Source organism: Pseudoalteromonas sp. UBA2102, from assembly GCF_002331165.1.
Taxonomy (GTDB): Bacteria; Pseudomonadota; Gammaproteobacteria; order Enterobacterales; family Alteromonadaceae; genus Pseudoalteromonas; species Pseudoalteromonas atlantica.
Map to the genome: position 1 here is coordinate 1 of NZ_DCYU01000093.1, position 19,566 is coordinate 19,566.

15 protein-coding genes are annotated in these 19,566 nt (G+C 40.1%); 5 read left to right on the forward strand and 10 right to left on the reverse strand.

The annotated features are described in order from the left end of the window. A partial coding sequence (tgt, locus tag B2R65_RS13045) for a tRNA guanosine(34) transglycosylase Tgt (protein ID WP_286743297.1) occupies positions 1-800 on the reverse strand: 800 nt, incomplete at its 3' end. Positions 801-975: 175 nt separating this feature from the next. Continuing rightward, positions 976-2,007: a tRNA preQ1(34) S-adenosylmethionine ribosyltransferase-isomerase QueA gene (queA, locus tag B2R65_RS13050; RefSeq protein ID WP_004587615.1), complete on the reverse strand. Its 1,032-nt coding sequence runs from the start codon at positions 2,005-2,007 to the stop codon at positions 976-978. A 201-nt stretch (positions 2,008-2,208) separates the two neighbouring features. On the opposite strand from queA, the gene B2R65_RS13055 reads away from it, so the two are divergent. Next, positions 2,209-4,740, forward strand: coding sequence for an EAL domain-containing protein (locus B2R65_RS13055; RefSeq protein WP_286743301.1), 2,532 nt, complete (start codon positions 2,209-2,211; stop codon positions 4,738-4,740). A gap of 187 nt (positions 4,741-4,927) precedes the next feature. After that, complete coding sequence (locus B2R65_RS13060; protein WP_024031438.1) at positions 4,928-5,140, forward strand: hypothetical protein; 213 nt, start codon at positions 4,928-4,930, stop codon at positions 5,138-5,140. 119 nt (positions 5,141-5,259) lie between these two features. Here the strand turns inward: B2R65_RS13060 and B2R65_RS13065 are convergent, their stop codons facing one another. The 7 genes from B2R65_RS13065 to B2R65_RS13095 all read right to left on the reverse strand — a co-directional run bounded on the left by B2R65_RS13065 (position 5,260) and on the right by B2R65_RS13095 (position 13,900). Beyond that, on the reverse strand, positions 5,260-6,180 hold the full coding sequence (locus tag B2R65_RS13065; RefSeq protein ID WP_273607400.1) for a hydrogen peroxide-inducible genes activator: 921 nt from the start codon (positions 6,178-6,180) through the stop codon (positions 5,260-5,262). 82 nt (positions 6,181-6,262) lie between these two features. Continuing rightward, complete coding sequence (locus B2R65_RS13070) at positions 6,263-7,531, reverse strand: inorganic phosphate transporter (protein WP_024031439.1); 1,269 nt, start codon at positions 7,529-7,531, stop codon at positions 6,263-6,265. A gap of 40 nt (positions 7,532-7,571) precedes the next feature. After that, positions 7,572-8,249, reverse strand: coding sequence for a TIGR00153 family protein (locus B2R65_RS13075; RefSeq protein ID WP_004587620.1), 678 nt, complete (start codon positions 8,247-8,249; stop codon positions 7,572-7,574). A 150-nt stretch (positions 8,250-8,399) separates the two neighbouring features. Further along, on the reverse strand, positions 8,400-9,101 hold the full coding sequence (gene phoU, locus B2R65_RS13080; protein ID WP_004587621.1) for a phosphate signaling complex protein PhoU: 702 nt from the start codon (positions 9,099-9,101) through the stop codon (positions 8,400-8,402). A gap of 45 nt (positions 9,102-9,146) precedes the next feature. Further along, complete coding sequence (gene pstB / locus B2R65_RS13085; RefSeq protein WP_004587622.1) at positions 9,147-9,974, reverse strand: phosphate ABC transporter ATP-binding protein PstB; 828 nt, start codon at positions 9,972-9,974, stop codon at positions 9,147-9,149. Between the two features lie 26 nt (positions 9,975-10,000). Next, positions 10,001-11,650 (reverse strand): phosphate ABC transporter permease PstA, encoded by a 1,650-nt coding sequence (gene pstA / locus B2R65_RS13090; protein WP_138579517.1) that lies wholly within the window; start codon positions 11,648-11,650, stop codon positions 10,001-10,003. A gap of 15 nt (positions 11,651-11,665) precedes the next feature. Then, complete coding sequence (locus B2R65_RS13095; protein WP_286743309.1) at positions 11,666-13,900, reverse strand: ABC transporter permease subunit; 2,235 nt, start codon at positions 13,898-13,900, stop codon at positions 11,666-11,668. 657 nt (positions 13,901-14,557) lie between these two features. Between B2R65_RS13095 and B2R65_RS13100 the strand changes: the two genes are divergently transcribed. The 3 genes from B2R65_RS13100 (at position 14,558) to ppx (ending at position 18,811) form a co-directional block, all read left to right on the forward strand. Next, complete coding sequence (locus tag B2R65_RS13100; protein ID WP_024031441.1) at positions 14,558-15,064, forward strand: glycine cleavage system transcriptional repressor; 507 nt, start codon at positions 14,558-14,560, stop codon at positions 15,062-15,064. A gap of 179 nt (positions 15,065-15,243) precedes the next feature. Next, positions 15,244-17,331, forward strand: a complete 2,088-nt coding sequence (gene ppk1, locus B2R65_RS13105) for a polyphosphate kinase 1 (protein WP_004587626.1) — start codon at positions 15,244-15,246, stop codon at positions 17,329-17,331. Further along, entirely contained in the window at positions 17,324-18,811 is a 1,488-nt protein-coding gene (ppx, locus tag B2R65_RS13110) for an exopolyphosphatase (protein WP_138611625.1), read from the forward strand. The genes ppk1 and ppx overlap by 8 nt, the downstream gene beginning before the upstream one ends. A gap of 193 nt (positions 18,812-19,004) precedes the next feature. On the opposite strand, the gene B2R65_RS13115 is transcribed toward ppx, so the two are convergent. Then, positions 19,005-19,460 (reverse strand): hypothetical protein, encoded by a 456-nt coding sequence (locus B2R65_RS13115; protein WP_004587628.1) that lies wholly within the window; start codon positions 19,458-19,460, stop codon positions 19,005-19,007. Between the last annotated feature and the right edge of the window lie 106 nt (positions 19,461-19,566).

Below are 19,566 nucleotides of genomic sequence, written 5' to 3' on the forward strand. Positions count from 1 at the left end.
GTAGGCATTACACAGTCAAACATATCAATACCACGGCGTACAGACTCAACTAAGTCTTCTGGTTTGCCTACACCCATTAAGTAGCGCGGTTTGTCTTCTGGCATTTTGTACGCACAATGATCAAGAATATTCATCATTTCGTTTTTAGGCTCACCAACCGATAGGCCGCCTAATGCGTAACCATCAAAGCCAATTTCTTCTAGGCCTTTTTGTGATTGTGCACGTAACTCTGGGTACATACCACCTTGGATAATACCAAATAAGGCTGATGGGTTATCGCCGTGGCCTTCTTTAGAGCGCTTAGCCCAACGAAGCGATAACTCCATTGAGTCTTTTGCTTCTTTTTCGGTGGCAGGGTATGGCGTACATTCGTCAAAAATCATTACGATGTCTGAGCCTAAATCACGCTGTACTTCCATTGATTTTTCAGGCGACATCATAATTTGGTCACCATTTACCGGCGATTGGAACAACACGCCTTCTTCGGTAATTTTACGCATAGCACCAAGGCTAAATACTTGGAAACCACCTGAGTCGGTTAAAATTGGAAAGTCCCAATTCATAAAGTCGTGTAAATCACCGTGTTGCTTAATGATTTCAGTACCTGGGCGTAGCATTAAATGAAAGGTGTTACCCAAACAAATTTGTGCCCCTGTGGCTTTAACTTCATCTGGGGTCATGCCCTTAACAGTACCGTAAGTACCTACTGGCATAAATGCAGGCGTTTCTATTACACCACGGTCAAAAATCAAGCGGCCGCGGCGCGCTTTTCCGTCGGTGCGGTCTAATTCAAATTTCATATCATCCTCAATGTCGGAAAAACAGTCCAACAAGCTATAATTTAACCGCTCGATTCTACCCTTTTTGCCCCGTTATTACTATTAGCTGCGCTAAATTCACTGCGTATTAGCGCAGGCAAATAAAAACCCAGCGTGCGAGCTGGGCTTTTAAAAACGGTACCGGATAAAAACGTGCTTATTTACGTGTTAAAAACATCGCATCGCCGTAGCTAAAAAAGCGGTACTTTTGTTCTATAGCCGTGTTGTACGCGCCCATAATGTTATCTTGGCCGCTAAAGGCACTTACTAGCATTATGAGGGTTGATTCTGGCAAGTGAAAGTTAGTCACCATGGCATCAACTACATTAAACTGATAACCCGGAAAAATAAAAATATCGGTATCGCCAAAATAGCTCTCTAATTTACCGCCGTGTACTTTTGCTGCCGACTCCAACGAGCGTACAGAAGTAGTTCCCACAGCTATAACACGCCCACCGTTAGCTTTTGTATTAGCAACAGCGTGAACCACCTCATCAGGTACTTCAATGTATTCAGAGTGCATTACATGCTCATCTACGCTTTCTACGCGCACCGGCTGAAACGTACCTGCGCCAACATGTAGCGTAACAAACGCCATGTTTACGCCTTTTTGTTTTAATGCCGCCATTAGCTTATCGTCAAAATGCAGCCCTGCCGTAGGCGCTGCTACTGCACCTGGCTTTTCGCCATAAACGGTTTGATAACGCTCGCGGTCAGCTTCAGTGTCTGGGCGGTCAATGTAAGGAGGTAAAGGCATGTGGCCAATGTCGTTTAGAATATCGAGTACATTTTGGCTGCGATCAAATTCAAGCTCAAATAACGTATCGTGACGCGCAATCATTGTCGCTTTTGCTTTGCCTTCTAAAATAACTTCGTTACCAGGCTTTAGCGACTTACTTGCTCTTACATGGGCAAGTACGCGGTGTTCATCAACTACACGCTCAACAAGTACTTCGACCTTACCGCCAGAGGCTTTTTGGCCAAACATACGGGCAGGAATAACGCGGGTATTATTAAATACTAATAAGTCACCTTCGTTTACTAAATCAAGTAGGTCGCTAAACACTTTGTGTTCAACGTTGCCAGTTGGACCATCTAGGGTTAGTAAACGGCTGCTGGTTCTGTCTTGTTTAGGAAAACGAGCAATTAATTCATCAGGTAAGTCAAAGCTAAAGTCAGCCACGCGCATAGTCGGTATTCCACATCATTAAAATCGCGCCAAGTGTATATCTATCCTCGGCTAAGCTCAAGATATCTACCACAGTTGAGAGGATTCGCCCTATTTTAGATACATTTGAGTAACTACTTTAAATAATCTTGTTCTTATTGGTAAATATCATTATTCTTACTGTCCTTAATAATGATGGTTTAGTTTTGGGGTTATAAAAAAGTGGCAGATAAGCTGAAGTTGCTCATTCTAAACGCAAGTAGCGAAGAACGCCGCACTATACGCGCCACTTTAGAGTACTTAAACGTATTTGAATTTATTGAAGCCGCAGATAGCCTAGATGCACTCACTCTGTTAAAAAAGCAGCCAGTAAACATGATTATTACAGGCTTAAGCGTGGGGAAAATAGATGGTTGGCGCTTTTCTCGCATGATCCGCTCAGGCTTACTTAACACCCCAAAAAACACCCCAATTTTACTTATTCCGCCTATTTACTGTGAGCGTATAGCAGAAACCACCGCTCGTAGTTATGGCATAGATGCCGTACTGCCCTTTGAGCACCAAGATATGCTGCCGCAGGTGCTGGCCAATGTTCTGTCTACGCATTTAGAAAAAAGCAGCCGCCTTAATTTACTCTTGCTTGAACCAATAGTGCAAAAAGCCGATGAAATAGCAGAGCAACTTAAGCTCAATTTTGCCATTACCCATGCTACATCAAGCCAAAGTGCTTTAAATGCTTACAACCAACAACAGTTTGCCATTGTACTGCTTGATGCAACCGCGTCGCGCGCAGATACTTCAAGTGTTTTAGTCGAAGAAATACTGCAACATAACCCTAAACAAGCCATTGTAACTATTATTGATAATAACGATGCCGACTATGCAGAGCAGCTGCTGCTGTCCGGTGTTACCGACTTTATCAGAGCGCCATACGACCCGTCGTTTTTAAATAAAGTATGTGACCATGCTGCGCGCCGTGAAGACTTTATGGTTAGTTATGCTGAGTTTGCCCAAAAGGTTGAACAGTTAAGTATTAGCGAAGTACGCTACAAAGAGCTGTTTTCGGCGCACCAACGTATTTTGCTGCATTTAAATACGGTGGTTTTAGAGCTCGACCAACAAGGTAAAATTCGCTTTATCAATCCTGCTTGGGAAACACTAAGTGGCTTTGGGGTTAAATCGTCTTTGCAAAAATCATTAATCGATTATTGCTCTGATGAATGCCAAGTAAAACTAAATACGACCATTAACGATATTCTTAATGGCGGCATGCACCAGCAGCAAGTCGAGATTCAACTTAATCATAAAAATGGCAATCAGATTTGGGTGGAATGCCGCTTACAGCTAATAAAAAACAGCCGCAATAATGCCACCATTACTGCCACAATCGACAACATACACGAGCGTAAACAAGCTGAATTAAAGCTGCGTCACTTAGCCCTGCACGATACGCTAACAGGTTTACATAATCGTTATTATTTTGATCAACAACTCAATAAAATATGCCAAACCAAGCACACCTATGGTGATGTAGAGCACGCACTTATTTACATCGATTTAGATCATTTTAAAATAATTAACGACAGCAAAGGCCACCAACAAGGCGACATTGTACTAAAAGATGTAGCTCAATTATTTGAAGCAAACATTAGCGCTAAACATTTAGTGTGTAGAATAGGCGGTGACGAATTTGCTGTTATTTTAAAAAATACGCAGCTGCTTGACGCTCACCTAATTGCAGAGAGTATTTGTAGCGCGATTGAACAGCACGAGTTTAAATCAGAAGACCAAGTGTATTCAATTAGCTGCTCTATTGGCTTAACGCAAATAACGGCTAAAAATTGCGACCCGAGTGAGTGCCTCAAGCAAGCCGATATTGCCTTATATATTGCTAAAAGTTTAGGCCGTAACCTAGTGCACTGCTACTCAAAAGAAGATGCGCAAAATAACACCTTGCAAACCGGGCTTGAGTGGGGGCATGAGATTCGACAAGCACTTCAGCAGGATAACGTAGAGCTGCACTATCAGCCAATATGGGACTTTAAAGCCAATAAAGTGGCTTATTTTGAAGCGTTACTGCGTTTAAAAGTAGACGATAAACTTATTTTCCCTAATCAATTTATTCCCTCTCTTGAGCTGCTAAACGACACCTTTTTAATGGACCAATGTGTTATTCGCAATGCCATTGCTAGCGTGGCTGAGCACCCAGATTTAAATCAAGTGGCTATTAACCTTTCTGCTCAATCGTTTTTAGATGAGCGCTTAGTGCCACATATAGAATCGAGCCTAGAAAAATACCACGTACCGCCTTCGCGTATTATTTTTGAAATTACCGAGTCAGCCTCAGTTAACAATTTAAAAGCCACCCGTAAAATGATAGAAAAGCTAAACAGTTTAGGCTGTCATTTTTCTATTGATGATTTTGGTACAGGCTTTAGTACATTTAACTATTTAAAACAGTTACCTGCACAGCATGTAAAAATAGATGGCTCGTTTGTACGCGACATGATTAACGACCCCATTGACTTAGCACTGGTTAAGGCCATTAACGATATAAGCCGCTCCCTTGATAAGCGCTCTGTGGCAGAATACGTAGAAAGCGAAGAGATATTTTTTGCACTAAAAGAGATTGGTGTTGACTACGGACAAGGCTATTTTATTGCCCGTCCTGTGCCTGTAGAAAAAGTACAATCGACGCTTAAAATTATTTACCAGAAGAAACCTTTTATCCAACAACACACTAGCGCCAGCTAAACATTTTTAAACAGTTTTAAGCATTTTATTACTATCATTATTGCACTTATTGCCTATACTTTACGTACCACTTAGTAAATGTCTTGTTATTTTGATGATTTAACAATAAAAACATGACATTACCTATAAGCATACATGACTAGCAATTACATAGAGGTTAAAGCTTGTCAGGTTTAAGGAGGAAGGTATGGCGCAGTTGATTATTTTACTTCTCGTAATACATTGTGTAATTGCGTATCAGTGCTATCGGTACGCGCAGCTAAAGGGCTACCCAGTAGGCGTATTTGCTACTTTAGGCCTACTCCCGTATTTTAATGTAGTGGTTTGGATTTACTTGCTTTTTCTACCCGAACTCGAACCCTTTGAAAGCCAAACACATAGCAAACAGCAGCCCTTGTAGGCTGCTTTTTTGTTTATACTACGCTGGTGCTTAATAGTGACCAATAACCACAATGCACAGACCCTGTTTCCCTAAAACAACATATTACTGCTGCACTTTAACCTTAAAGGTAAATAGGCTTAACTCTCAAAGTCTAAGCTACATTGGCGAGCCAAAAACACTTCTAGCTGTTGGCTGAATAACTTAAAGTCGCGAATTCTTCCTGTGGTTTTACGCCACAGTATGCCTATATCTCTGTAGGCATCGCCTTGCGATGGGGTTGCTATCATGTTTTTATCTTTAAGAATACCCGCATTAATCGCCATTTGCGGTAAAAATGTAACCCCTAACTGATGCTCTACCATGCTTAATAAGGTATGTAAGCTTGCAGCTTCAAAAGGATTAATACAGCTTGAGCGGTTTAGATGACACGCACTCAATGCATGCCCCGTCATACAATGCTCTCGCTCTAATAAAAACACACTAGCATCGGGTAGCAAGTTAAAGTCTTCAACGCCTTTAGCAGGGCTGTAATCTTTATGGTGCACTAAACTAAAGTGATCTTTAGCCAATACTTGAGTATGAAACTTCTCCGTTTGGTACGGTAAGGCTAATAAGGCTAAATCAATATGGCCGTGTTCAAGCTTATCTAATAACTTGTCGCTGGTATCTTCAACGAGTACCAACTCTAAATCACAAAAGGTTTGCTTACAAAAGTGATACAAAGGCGCCGCTATGAAGCTGGCGATAGTGGGTATAACCCCTACCACTAACTTACCACTGAGTGGCGTTAAAAAGCTTTTGGTTAGCTCTTTTAAACTAATTGTATCGTTAATAATTTTACGAGAGCGCTCAACGACCTCTTCACCAATACTGGTAAACATAAGGCTGCGATTTTCTCGCTCAATTAGCTGACAACCGAGTGTTTCTTCAAGGGTTTGAATTGCACTGCTTAAAGTAGATTGCCCAATAAAGCACGCACTTGCTGCACGGCCAAAATGCTGGTGCTGATGTACAGCTAATAAATACTGTAGCTGTTTAATACTTGGTAGGTTAGTCATTTTTTCTTTCCACAAATAAAAAGACCCCAACACCTAGGGCGTTGAGATCTTTTCAAGCTAAAAGTCTTTGAGTACTTTTTTGTTAAACCCCAAACGCGGTTCTTAGTACGTAGAAAATAACAATAGCAAGGGCAGCGCCAACTGGCAATGTAATTACCCAAGAAACTACAATGTTTCTGATAACACCCATGTTAAGTGCAGCAATACCACGTGCCATACCTACACCTAATACCGCACCAACTAAGGTTTGTGTAGTAGAGATTGGCATACCTGTACCTGATGCAATAACAACGGTAGACGCAGCAGCTAATTCGGCAGCAAAACCACGGCTAGGCGTTAAGTGAGTAATACCTTCACCTATCGTTTTAATTACCTTTTTACCTAAAATAGCAAGACCGGCAACAATACCAAAACCACCTAGTGGTAAAATCCACCAAGCAATAGCCGCTTTTTTAGCAATTTCACCGTTGCTTTCAACAATGTTCACAACCGCAGCAAGTGGACCAATTGCATTCGCTACATCGTTTGAGCCATGCGCAAACGCCATACAACACGCTGTTAATACCATTAATACCGCAAATACTTTTTCTACGTTATTAAATTGCATTTGTTTATCGGCTTTAGGGTCGATATTTAAACGTGAAATCGCAATTTTACCAATAATAGCTACAATCACAGCAATCGCGATCGCAATTAAATAACCTTCAGTAGCGCCTAGGTTAATACCTATATGCTTTAAGCCTTTTTTGATTGTTACTAGCGCCATAATAAAGCCCGCTAAACCCATGTACAAAGGTACAAAGCGTTTTGCGTTTTTAAGCGGTGCATCAGTATCAAAAATCAGCTTTTGCGCACTCATAAAGATTAAGTAAGCAATAAAGCCCGAAATAGCAGGTGTAATAATCCAGCTGCCTACAATACCACCTACTTTATTCCATTGAATAGCCTCTGTACCCACTGCAACTAATGCAAAACCAATGATTGCACCAATAATTGAGTGAGTTGTTGAAACAGGCCAACCTAAAAATGAGGCAATTAATAGCCAAGTACCTGCTGCAAAAAGTGCAGAGATCATACCTAAAACCATTAAATCAGGGAGAGCAGCAAAAGGCGCAGCATCAATAATACCTTTACGGATTGTTGATGTAACCTCACCACCTGCTAAGTAAGCACCAGCAAATTCAAAAATCATAGCAATAATAATTGCTTGTTTAATTGTTAACGCTTTTGAACCTACCGAAGTACCCATCGCATTAGCAACGTCGTTCGCGCCAATACCATAAGCCATAAAAAAGCCGACTGCTGCGGCAATTAAAACTAATACCGTGCCGTAAGATGCAATGATATCCATTGTGTAACCTTAATCTTTCGTTTGAACTGATTTTTATAAATTAACGAGCTAGCATCAGCTCAAGACGTGATCCTACGCGCTCTGCAATATCTGCAAGTTCGCCAACCCATTCAATTATTTTGTATAAAAACATAACATCAATTGGGTTTAGCTCGCTTTCTACATCGCGTAGTTGGCGGCGTACTTTAATTTGCATTTCATCCGTGTCTTGTTCTATGGCATCCAATTCTACGAGCATTTTTTCTACTAAAGTCACCTCGCGACCTTTAAAGCCCGTTTCTAACAATTCTTCTAACTCATTAATTGCTTTTGATGCTTGTTTAGTCGCATCAACACAACGTGTTAGATAAGCTAAAAAGTCTGCTTGCATAGCACTAGGAATTGTCATTTCACGGCCAATTACGCGCCCTGCAATGTCTTTAGCCTTATTTGCTATTTTATCTTGTTGAGTTACGAGTTCGAGCAGATCTGTACGCTCTACCGGCATGAATAAACCACGCGGTAATTGTAAGCGTATATCTCTTTTCATATCATCAGCTTCACGCTCTAAATTACGAATAGTTAAGCGAAGCTCTTCTGCTTGCTGCCACTCTTCTTTAAATACGTGATTAAAAAAAGGTATCAAGGCTTTACTTGCTTGATGAACCTTCTTGATGTGTTCTTCCATTGGTTTGATAGGAGATTTTGCAAATACTCCTAAAAACGCGTTTGTAGGCATAACTGACCCTTTAATCAAATTGATATGCTTTGCAGCATGAATTTTACAGTATTAGCCGCGATTGTGAACGCTTTTTATTATTTCATCATGGCTAACAATGCATAAAGCGGCACTAAGCCGCTTTAATAAAAAAGAATGATAGATAAAAACCTACAACGATTTTTCTATATCTTCTTGAGATGTATGACGAATATCTTTGCCGTTAACAAAATAAATAATGTATTCCGCAATATTTTGGCAACGGTCGCCAATACGCTCTAATGAACGTACAGACCATACTAAATCCATAATTTTAGGAATTGAGCGTGGGTCTTCCATCATGTAAGTCATAATTTGACGCGTGATTGCTTCATATTCACGGTCAACTTTTGCATCTTCTTTATGTACTTCAAAGGCGCGTTGTACATCCATGCGCGCAAACGCATCAAGTACATCGTGTAGCATTTTTAAAACTTGGCGACCCATGTTTTCAATATTCACTAATAAATCTTGCTGATCTTTAGTAAATGAATCAAGTGCAACTTTAGCAATGCGCTCTGCTTCATCGCCAATGCGCTCTAAATCGGCAATCGTTTTTGCAATAGCAATTACTAAGCGTAAATCGCTCGCTGCAGGCTGACGACGAGCAATGATGCGCGTACATTCATCATCAATGCTAACTTCCATTGCATTTACTTTGTAATCGTTCTGGCGTACTTTTTGTGCCAGTTCAGCATCATTGCGACTTACTGCATCTAATGCACTGCTTAGCTGCTGCTCAACTAGGCCACCCATGTTAAGTACATGGTTACGAACATTTTCTAGCTCTTGGTTAAAGCGCCCAGAAATATGCTTATTTATATTATGTTCCATAATTACCTTCTCTTAAATTCGTTTACAACACTAAAACGTATACGACTAGCCGTAACGGCCTGTAATGTAGTCTTCCGTTTTCTTTTTGCTTGGCGTTGTAAATAAGGTATTTGTGTCTGAGTATTCAATCAACTCGCCCATGTACATAAAGGCCGTTTGATCAGATACACGCGCTGCTTGTTGCATGTTATGTGTCACAATAACAACGGTAAATTTGTTCTTTAAATCGTTAATTAGCTCTTCAATAACCAAAGTAGAAATTGGATCAAGTGCCGATGTTGGTTCATCAAGTAATAGTACTTCAGGTTCAATCGCAATTGAACGGGCAATAACTAAACGCTGTTGCTGACCACCTGATAGGCCAAATGCACTATCGTGTAATCTGTCTTTTACTTCATCCCATAAAGCCGCACCGCGAAGTGATTGTTCTACCACTTCATCTAGCTTACGCTTTTCTTTAATACCTTGTAAGCGTAGGCCATAAACCACATTTTCATAAATTGATTTAGGAAATGGGTTAGGACGCTGAAACACCATACCCACGTTACGACGAAGCGCGGCTACATCTACACTTTTATCGTAAATGTTTTGGCCGTGAAGTAATATTTCACCTTCAATACGACACACATCAACTAAATCGTTCATGCGGTTAATACAACGCAATAGCGTTGATTTACCACAACCAGATGGACCGATAAACGCCGTAACTTGGCCTTTCGGAATATTCATATTTACTTTGCTAAGCGCTTGCTTTTCACCATAGTAAAGATCAAGGTCCTTAATCTCTAACGCTTTTTGGTCATCAGTTAAGTTTTCTAAGTCTAACTTCAAGCTTTTGTTAGCTTGGTTTACTTGTGGAGCGACTGTAATCATGTTTGTTACCTATAATTCTTTACTAATTAGTGTTCAAGCGATCTGAATTTTTCACGTAAATGGTTACGTATGCCTATCGCTGTTATGTTGAGGGTAATAATCACCGACACTAATAAGAAGGCCGTTGCGTATACCAGCGGGCGTGCCGCTTCAACATTCGGGCTTTGAAAGCCCACATCATAAATATGAAAGCCTAAGTGCATGAACTTTCTATCTAAGTGAAAATAAGGGAAGTTGCCATCAAGTGGTAACGTAGGGGCCATTTTTACCACACCTACGAGCATTAACGGCGCAACTTCACCGGCCGCTCGAGCAACAGCAAGTATTAAACCTGTCATAATTGCTGGGCTTGCCATAGGAATAATAATACGCCATAAGGTTTCAACTTTGGTGGCACCAAGCGCTAATGAACCATCACGCACTGTACTAGGAATACGCGATAAACCTTCCTCGGTTGATACAATAACAACCGGTAATGTAAGAATAGCTAATGTAAGCGCAGACCACATAACACCTGGCGTGCCAAATACTGGTGTAGGCGCAGCTTCTGGGTAAAACAGTTGGTCAAGGCTACCACCTAACATGTAAACAAAAAAGCCTAAGCCAAATACACCGTAAACAATAGACGGTACACCGGCAAGGTTAATTACCGCAATACGAATCATCTTAGTTACTGCATTTTTAGCTGCGTATTCATGTAAGTAAATTGCAGCTACAACACCAAATGGGGTCACAATAACGGCCATCAGCATAACCATAAATACTGTACCAAATATAGCAGGGAATACGCCGCCTTCGGTGTTTGCTTCACGTGGGTCGTCTGATACAAACTTACCCAGTTGTACAAAGTAATGACCTAACTTTGAGAAAAAGCCCATGTCGTTAGGCAACCAAACATCAAGCACTTGATACAGTGGAATGGTGACTACTTCACCACGCATGTCCTTAACTAAAACTTGGTCACGCTTGGCTTTTTTACGCAGTGCAAATAACTCTTTTTCAAGTACTGCATATTCGTTACGTAACTCGGCACGTGCTTGAGCAAGCTCAGCAACACGCTCATCGGTTAGTTCGTCATCAAGTAGGTACGCCTTTTCTTGTAAGCGAAGACGCTCTAATTCGTAGTTGATATGACCAATGTCGCCATTTTGTAAATCAAGCGCTTCGTCGTTTAAATCAACCGCACGCTCTACTAGCTCATGTAAGGTTTCGATTTTATCGCTAGTAACCGGCTTTCCATCTTTAATTACACCTTCTATGTAGCCATAAAAGTTACCGTTTTTACTGCGCTCAAATACAGCAAGCGTAGCCGGTGTACTTTGCTCAGTAATATCGGTTTCTAATATCCAACGAAAATCTAAATCTACATATTCGCGGTTACCTGTTTTTATAAGTAAACGCTCAACTTCGTCTTTATTAAAATCTGATACATCAATACCTGTTGCAGCTAAACGCGCTGTAGGCACAAGTTCTCGGTCGTAAACTTCACCAATGATGGTTTGTTTTGAAATAGACCCTTCTAGCTCAAATTGAACTACCTCTGATGGCCAGAAAAAGCTTAATCCCTTCCAAGCTATCATTGCTAATAAACCGAGAACTGAAATTAAGCTGATGCTTACCGCACCACCTGTCATCCAAATCCAAGGAGAACCAGACTTAAACCACTGCTTTACCATGTCGTGTCTCTCCACTTACATTGAGCTGTATTTTTCACGCAGTTGCTGACGAACAAACTCAGCCACTGTGTTGAAAATAAAGGTGAATATGAATAGTACAAATGCTGCTAAGAATAATATTCTATAGTGCGAGCTGCCTACTTCTGATTCAGGCATTTCTACTGCAATGTTTGCTGCAAGCGTACGCATACCTTGGAAAATACTCCAATCCATAATTGGCGTATTACCTGTTGCCATTAATACAATCATGGTTTCGCCTACTGCACGACCAAGTCCCATCATCACGGCAGAGAAAATACCTGGGCTTGCTGTAAGTAGTACAACACGTACTAGCGTTTGCCACTGCGTAGCACCAAGTGCTAGTGAGCCATTTGATAAGTGTTTAGGAACACTAAATACGGCATCTTCTGCAATCGAGAATATAGTAGGAATAACGGCAAAGCCCATCGCAATACCAACAACTAATGAATTACGTTGGTCAAACGTCATACCCAGCTCGTTAGTTAGGTACTGACGTACATTTCCATCAAACATCCAAAGCTCTACTGTTTCGCTCATCGCAAACGATACCCAGCCTATAAATAGAACAACCGGAATAAGTAAAATAGAGTGCGACCCTTCAGGGATTTTATGGCGAATACTCACTGGTAACTTAGTCCAACCTAGTGCTGTTGCTAGCACACCTAACGGTAATAAAATCAATAAGCCGACAATAGCAGGTAGGTGCTCTTCTATAAGTGGCGCTAACCACAGGCCTGCTAAAAAGCCTAATATTACAGTCGGGAGGGCTTCCATAATTTCTACCGTTGGCTTTACCACTTTACGCAGCTCGCTCGACATAAAGTAAGCGGTGTAAATAGCGGCAGAAAGCGCAATGGGTACTGCAAATAGCATGGCGTAAAGCGCTGCTTTTAACGTACCAAACGAAATTGGAACCAAAGAAAATTTAGACTCAAAGTCATCACTTGCTGATGTAGATTGCCAAATATAACCAGGCTCAGGGTAACCTTCGTACCACACTTCTTGCCAAAGCGCAGACCAGGTAACCTCTGGGTGCTCATTATGAATTTCTAATACGGTTAGTTGGTTATCGGCTAAAATAAGGGCAGCATTTGAGCGCGGAGCTATAGCAAAGTTTTTAATCTCGCCATCACTTACTTTACCTTGCCAAAGTTTTGCCTCACTTGTGGTGTAATACACACCTAGCTCACCATTGCTGCTCGTGGTGAAGAAAGTTCGACGATAAAACTCGGTAAAAATGTTCAGCTTGCTTTGTTTAGTTGTTTCAAACGAGCGAATTTTTTGATACTCACGGCCGCTGTCTGTATTTACTTCAAACCACTGCGATACTTCACCGTTATCGTTTGCAAGCATGAGTGAGTTAGCACCAGCAAGTAGCTGCGCAGACACTAAGTTAGCACTTTCTTCGTTAGCCGAAAGCAGCTGAATTTGCTCTACTTCGCTTGGATAGCGTGTATCGTAAACATAAATTTGATTTGCAGAACGTACAAATGTGCGAGTGGTGTCTGGCGAAATTAAAAGCTCATCAACACGGCCTTCAATATTAAGCTCAGTGCGCTCAACTACCCATTCTACTTCACCGGTAAACATGTTTTCTTCAGCAACAAAGCTGCTAAATAAAACGCGTTTGTCTTCGGTTAAAGCAACCACGGCTGTTTTATCTTCGTAATGACTAAATGCAAAACGCTTAATGGCAGCACCTTGCTCGTCAACTTCTAATGCCATTTTGCCAAGTGGGTAATCTAAACGCGGCGTTAGCTTTCTTTCGTTGTTAGGAAAAGTAACTAAAAACTTAGGTGCTACCAGCACCACAGAGCCATTTTCTAAACCAAACGCATAATGCCCCTGAAACGGCGCACTGTTTGCAAAGCTTGATGCATCACTAGGTAGCTCGGCGCTTAATGTTTTAAGCTTTTTACCAAAGCTGCCATCTTGCACACTATAAAAATCTACCTTTCCTTGCTGAGAGAGTAAAAAAGCAACCTCAGTTTGCTCCTCAACACCTAAGCCCACAATTTGTTCACCATTAGCAACGTTAAAACTGTTACGTTTTTCTACTTTTGCTGATTCAAAAATTGGTTGTACTACATAAAGAAGGTAAAAGAATATTAATAACAATGCTATTAATACCATTACTCCGCCTGCGGAAATACCCCACTTTGCAAACCGGTCTTTAAATAGACGGCTTCGATCCGTATTTAAAGTCGGCTTATTCGGATTGGAAGTCATCAAAACACCCTTTAATTCTGTCGTTGCGCAAATTATATTTCATCAAGATGACAGTAATGTTACAGATGTAATAAATACCCACCTAAACGCTTTAAAATCAGTCCTTTTTTCTAATGACAGCGCTTGCTTAATTGTTACTCACTGATATGCCACAACATAAATCGATACAAAAAAGGGGAAATATTTAATATAAATGCCCTAAATTAATGCCTATTTAGCTATTTAAAAACGCGTTTTACTGCCCTGCCGGAGATGACTAAATTTATGCTTTTATGGCGCATTAGTTGTTAACACTTTTATGGTTAAATAAAGTGCATAGCGCTCAAAGCATGAAAAAAATAAATGTTATGGTTCATAAATGACACTTATTATCAAAAGTGCTATAAAATTGTTAATAAATTCAGTGTGAGTTTATATTCATATGGGAACTAATTTGTGCTTTTATTGGACAAACAATTTAACGCAGACAATACTAAATCTATGTATAACGAAACCAGACCGCAGCGCTAAAGTTAAAAAAATTCAACGATAAAGACACAAATAAGTAATAATAAACAATTAGTTTTTATGCGTTTATATTACCCACTACAATGATAGAAACGTTGTAAACACTTAATGCCTACGCATTTACATTTTCAGGCTTAGAGAGAGCTATTTATGAAGCAGTTGGTGATCACCATTTTAGGGCAAGACCGGCCCGGATTAGTAGAAAGTATTTCATCGGTTATCTTGCAAAACAAGGGTAACTGGCTGAGCAGTAATTTAAGCCACTTACTAGGCCACTTTGCCGGTATTATTCAGGTAGAAGTAGCGCAAGAGCACTTTGAAGCATTGCAAAACGCATTAAATGCCTTACCTAAACTCGACGTGCGGATTGAAACTGGCAACACAGAAGTAGAGCCAAGTAGCAAAGAGCAAATAAATTTTGTCATTACTGGCAATGACCGCCCGGGCATTGTTCAGGAGCTGGCAAGTGTAATACGCCACAAAGGCGCTAGCATTACTCACTTAAACTCAAGGCAACAAAGTGCGCCAAATTGGGGAGTGCCTATTTTTAGTGCCGTAGCGACTGTTACCTTACCCAGTGGTATGAATAAAGAAGAAGTTATTGATGCACTTGAATCGATTACCAGTGATTTAATTGTAGATATTGAAGAGGCATAGCCCAAACGCCGTTGACATAAAAATGACATGGTAGTCATTTTTATGTCATCTAACTGGCGTATGTTTAAGTTAAAAAGGGCTGATTATTACTACTTTTATCGCTTTTTACATTGTTAACCTCATAAGCGCAGACACAGCCCCAAATTAAATTTGAAACATATCCTGATAACGGAATAGATATGAATGCCCATATAGAGCCCCCTCAAACAACTGAATATTTTGCAAAAGAATTAAGCTGGCTGTCATTCAACGAGCGTGTTCTACAAGAGGCTAAAGATAAAAATAACCCGATTATTGAGCGCATGCGCTTTTTGGGCATTTTCTCTAATAATTTAGATGAATTTTTTAGAGTACGTGTTGCTGATGTAAAGCGCCGAATTTTATTAAATAAACTCCCCGATGCTAATTTTGAAGAAGACGAAATACTGCTTAGTGAGATACAAAAAAAAGTACTGCAGTTAGGTAAAAAATTTAACCACATACATCAGCAGGTATTAACCGACTTAAACCATCATAACATTCATGTTAGTCGCCCTGATGAGCTCAGTGAGTTTCATTTAAACTGGTTAAAAAATTACTTTCATGATCACGTTCTTCAACATACCTCTCCTATTTTGCTAAACGAGAACAAAGACTTCTCTACCTATATAAACGACACCATGACCTACTTATTTGTAGAAATGAGTGATGAAAAAAGTTATTACGCAATGCTTGAGGTACCCACCGACAGGGTTGATCGCTTTATAAACCTGCCTCCAGAAAAAACCCGCCGCCATAAAACCATTGTAATGCTTGATGATGTCATCACTTACTTTTTGAACGATGTATTTAGTAGCTTTTTTTCTTATAAAAGCATTGCCGGTTATGCAATTAAATTAACTCGCGATGCAGAGTACAACCTAGACGACGAGCTAGAGGCTGGCTTACTTGATAAAATGTCCAAAGGGTTAAAACAACGTATTTATGCTGAGCCAGTAAGGTTGGTTTACGATCAAGCCATGCCTGAAAACATGCTAAAAGTGATGAAAAAGCGCCTCGGTGTCACGCATCATGATGCGTTAATTCCTGGGGGGCGTTATCGTAATTTTAGAGACTTTATATCGTTTCCTAATGTAGGGCGCCAATATTTAGAAAACAAACCCCTCCCAGCATTGCAAAGTAGTGCGTTTAATAAACATGCCAGTGTATTTGACGCTATTAGCGAGCAAGATATTTTACTGTATTACCCCTATCATACTTTTAATCATGTGCTTGAATATGTGCGCCAAGCGGCCTTCGACCCTAAGGTTACGCAAATAAAGGTTAATATTTATCGTGTAGCGAGCAAATCTAGGCTGATTTCATCGTTAATTAATGCCGCTCAAAACGGTAAATTAGTGACCGTTATGGTTGAGTTAAAAGCACGTTTTGACGAGCAAAATAATATTGAATGGGCAAAGGTGCTAAGCAGTGCAGGTATTAAAGTGATTTTTGGTATACCCGCACTAAAAGTGCACAGCAAATTATGTGTGGTGCACCGTAAAGAAAAAGGCCAAATAGTAAAATATGCTCATATTGGCACAGGCAATTTCCATGAAAAAACAGCCAAAATTTACACTGACTTTAGCCTATTTACTCGCCACACTGGTATTTGTGAAGAAAGCGACAGCGTATTTAGATTTATAGAAAGCAGTTATAAACCGTTCAAATTTGACTACTTAATGCTTTCGCCAATTAATGCCCGTGAAACGCTGCTTAATTTAATCAATAACGAAATTGACCATGTTAAAAACAACAAACCAGGCAAAATAACGGTAAAAATAAATAACCTCGTCGATAAGGAGCTGGTAGACAGGCTTTACCTAGCTGGTCAAATCGGCGTTAAAATTAGAATTATTGTACGTGGCATGTGCTCGCTCATCCCTGGCGTGCCTAAACTTAGCGATAATATTAAGGTAATTAGTATTGTTGATCGCTTTTTAGAGCATCCTCGCGTAATGGTATTTGGTAACAATGGCGATGAAAAAGTATTTATATCTTCTGCTGATTGGATGACACGTAACCTAGATCATCGTGTTGAAGTAGGTGTTCCTATTTTGGATGTTAAGTTAAAACGCCTTATAGTTGATATATTAGAGCTACAATTTAAAGACCGTACCAAAGCACGCATTATTGATAGCGAGCAAAAAAACGCTTATGTAAGAAGGGGTAACCGTAAAAAAATTCGCTCTCAGATAGCAATTTACGATTATCTAAAAAAATGGGAACACACTTATTATAATGAATGATCACCCTTCAATAGCCGCAGTTGATTTAGGCTCCAACAGCTTTCATTTAGTGGTTGCCCGAGAAGTAAACGGCACTTTGCAAATTTTGCACAAAGAAAAACAACGCGTTTATTTAGCCGATGGGCTAGATGATAAATTTCGCTTAAGCCAAGCTGCAATAGACCGCGCCCTTGTGGTACTAAAGCAATTTGCAAAAACCTTACATGAGTTCCCCGCAAGTAATGTAAAGGTAGCTGCCACTTACACTTTTAGGCGCGCTAAAAATATTAACGCCTTTTTAGCCCAAGCTAGCGCTGTGTTTCCTTTTCATATTGATGTAATTGCAGGTCAAGAAGAAGCGCGCCTTATTTATCAGGGCGTTGCGCATTATGTTCATAATGAAGAAAACCGTTTAGTGATCGATATTGGCGGTGGCAGTACCGAGCTTATAATAGGTAAACATTTCAAGCATAAGCTTTTATCTAGCCGTAATATGGGCTGCGTTAGCTTTACAAAGCAGTTTTTTAGCGATGGAAAAATAACGGCCAAACGCTTTAACAAAGCGCAAATAAGAGCCGAGCAAGAGCTTGAAGCCATTTTTTCTAATTATGTAAGCGAAAATTGGCAAACAGTAATTGGCACGTCGGGCACTATAAAGTCAATTTTAGCGATGATAAGCGCCACAAATCCGCAACAACCTAACATCACTTACGACGATTTACTCGCGTTAAAACAGCAATTTATTAGTGCTAAACATATTGATAACTTAGCTATTGCAGGGCTTACACCCGAGCGCCAACAAAGCATATGTGGTGGTTTAGCAATTTTAATTGCGATATTTACAGAGTTTGCCATTAAAGAGCTGACCTACAGCGATTTTTCGTTGCGCGAAGGGTTGCTGCACGAAATGCAGCAAAAGCTGGCCGATAAAGATATTCGCTCAAACACCATTAATAATTTAAGTGAGCGCTACACCGCTGATAAAGCGCATGCAGCGCGTGTTGCTGATACGGCTATTTGGCTCTATAAACAGTTAAAAAATGTATGGCATTTAGATAATAACGACGATATTGCTTTGTTAACTTGGGCAGCAAAATTACACGAAATTGGTTTATCAATTAACTCATCGGGGATTAACAAACACAGCGCTTATATAGTGGCGAATAGTCAATTACCCGGTTTTACGCAGCAAGAGCAACTTATTTTAAGCTCACTTATACGCTTTTATCGTAAAAAAATTAAACTGACTGAGCTGCCTGAGTTTTTAACTATTTCTCAAAAGCACGTGCTTAAACTGATTGTTATTTTACGCTTGGCCATTTTATTTAATCAAAAGCGCCAAGTGAGCTTAAAGCCGGATATGGAAATAAGCGCAAGCAACTTAGGGTTATTTATTAAGTTTAGTAACAGCTATTTACAAGAGCATACATTGCTACAAGCTGACCTAGAGCAAGAGCAGCTCTATCTTAAAAAAGCAGGGATTCAGTTTGAGTGCGTTTAATTTTATAAGGCTATTAAAAGCCCGTGACATTGTTTGTTCTAAAGTAATGTAATTGCGACACGCGCTTTTTAAAGTGAGCTTGCTGCTTTACTTACGCCCCATGTAAAGCACACATAATAAAGCGCCCTCGGGTAAACCCAAGGGCGTTTGAAGCTTTACCTATAAAGATAAAAGCCGAGTTATTTTATCAGGTTTACATATCCATATGTCGGTTTGAGCTTTGCATCATTTGCTTAACGCCTTGCTTTTCAAGCTCTAAAATTTGCTCGAGCTTTTCTTTACCGTTTTCTGTCTCAGCGCGCTCTAATAAGTACTCGTAAAGTTCGATTACTTTTTTGTGCTGCTCAGAGAGGTAGTTTTGAATCACCTTTTCATCAAATTCTTGGTCTTTGCTAATATCGTTAAACGTAATTAACTCGGGGTTGTCTGCAAAGTATTCGTAGCTGTAAGTATCTAAAGTGTTGATCTCTGTAATTGCTTTAAAGCCAACTAAGTCTTCAGCTAACTTTTTTTCATAATCTAAATAATAGTCCACTAGCATCGCGTTACGTTCATCGAGTAACTCCTTAACGCTGTAAAAATTTGCCGCCATTTGTGTGTGAAATAAAACGGTCCAATCGTACACTTCTTTAATTGTTTTAACTTGCATGTGCATTCCTTACTAAGTTGACTGTATAAGGTATAGTTTGCGTAAATCATGCCAACATAAACTCAATTAAAAACAATGCATTAAAAACAAAAAAACAGGAGCTAGG

Excerpts from the sequence above, each read along its gene's own strand:
- B2R65_RS13095 (WP_286743309.1), bottom strand. The coding sequence starts at position 13,900 with ATGACTTCCAATCCGAATAAGCCGACTTTAAATACGGATCGAAGCCGT.
- ppx (WP_138611625.1), top strand. The coding sequence starts at position 17,324 with ATGAATGATCACCCTTCAATAGCCGCAGTTGATTTAGGCTCCAACAGC.
- pstB (WP_004587622.1), bottom strand. The coding sequence starts at position 9,974 with ATGATTACAGTCGCTCCACAAGTAAACCAAGCTAACAAAAGCTTGAAG.
- B2R65_RS13115 (WP_004587628.1), bottom strand. The coding sequence starts at position 19,460 with ATGCAAGTTAAAACAATTAAAGAAGTGTACGATTGGACCGTTTTATTT.
- phoU (WP_004587621.1), bottom strand. The coding sequence starts at position 9,101 with ATGGAACATAATATAAATAAGCATATTTCTGGGCGCTTTAACCAAGAG.
- queA (WP_004587615.1), bottom strand. The coding sequence starts at position 2,007 with ATGCGCGTGGCTGACTTTAGCTTTGACTTACCTGATGAATTAATTGCT.
- ppk1 (WP_004587626.1), top strand. The coding sequence starts at position 15,244 with ATGAATGCCCATATAGAGCCCCCTCAAACAACTGAATATTTTGCAAAA.
- B2R65_RS13070 (WP_024031439.1), bottom strand. The coding sequence starts at position 7,531 with ATGGATATCATTGCATCTTACGGCACGGTATTAGTTTTAATTGCCGCA.
- pstA (WP_138579517.1), bottom strand. The coding sequence starts at position 11,650 with ATGGTAAAGCAGTGGTTTAAGTCTGGTTCTCCTTGGATTTGGATGACA.
- B2R65_RS13075 (WP_004587620.1), bottom strand. The coding sequence starts at position 8,249 with ATGCCTACAAACGCGTTTTTAGGAGTATTTGCAAAATCTCCTATCAAA.
- B2R65_RS13100 (WP_024031441.1), top strand. The coding sequence starts at position 14,558 with ATGAAGCAGTTGGTGATCACCATTTTAGGGCAAGACCGGCCCGGATTA.
- B2R65_RS13060 (WP_024031438.1), top strand. The coding sequence starts at position 4,928 with ATGGCGCAGTTGATTATTTTACTTCTCGTAATACATTGTGTAATTGCG.
- B2R65_RS13065 (WP_273607400.1), bottom strand. The coding sequence starts at position 6,180 with ATGACTAACCTACCAAGTATTAAACAGCTACAGTATTTATTAGCTGTA.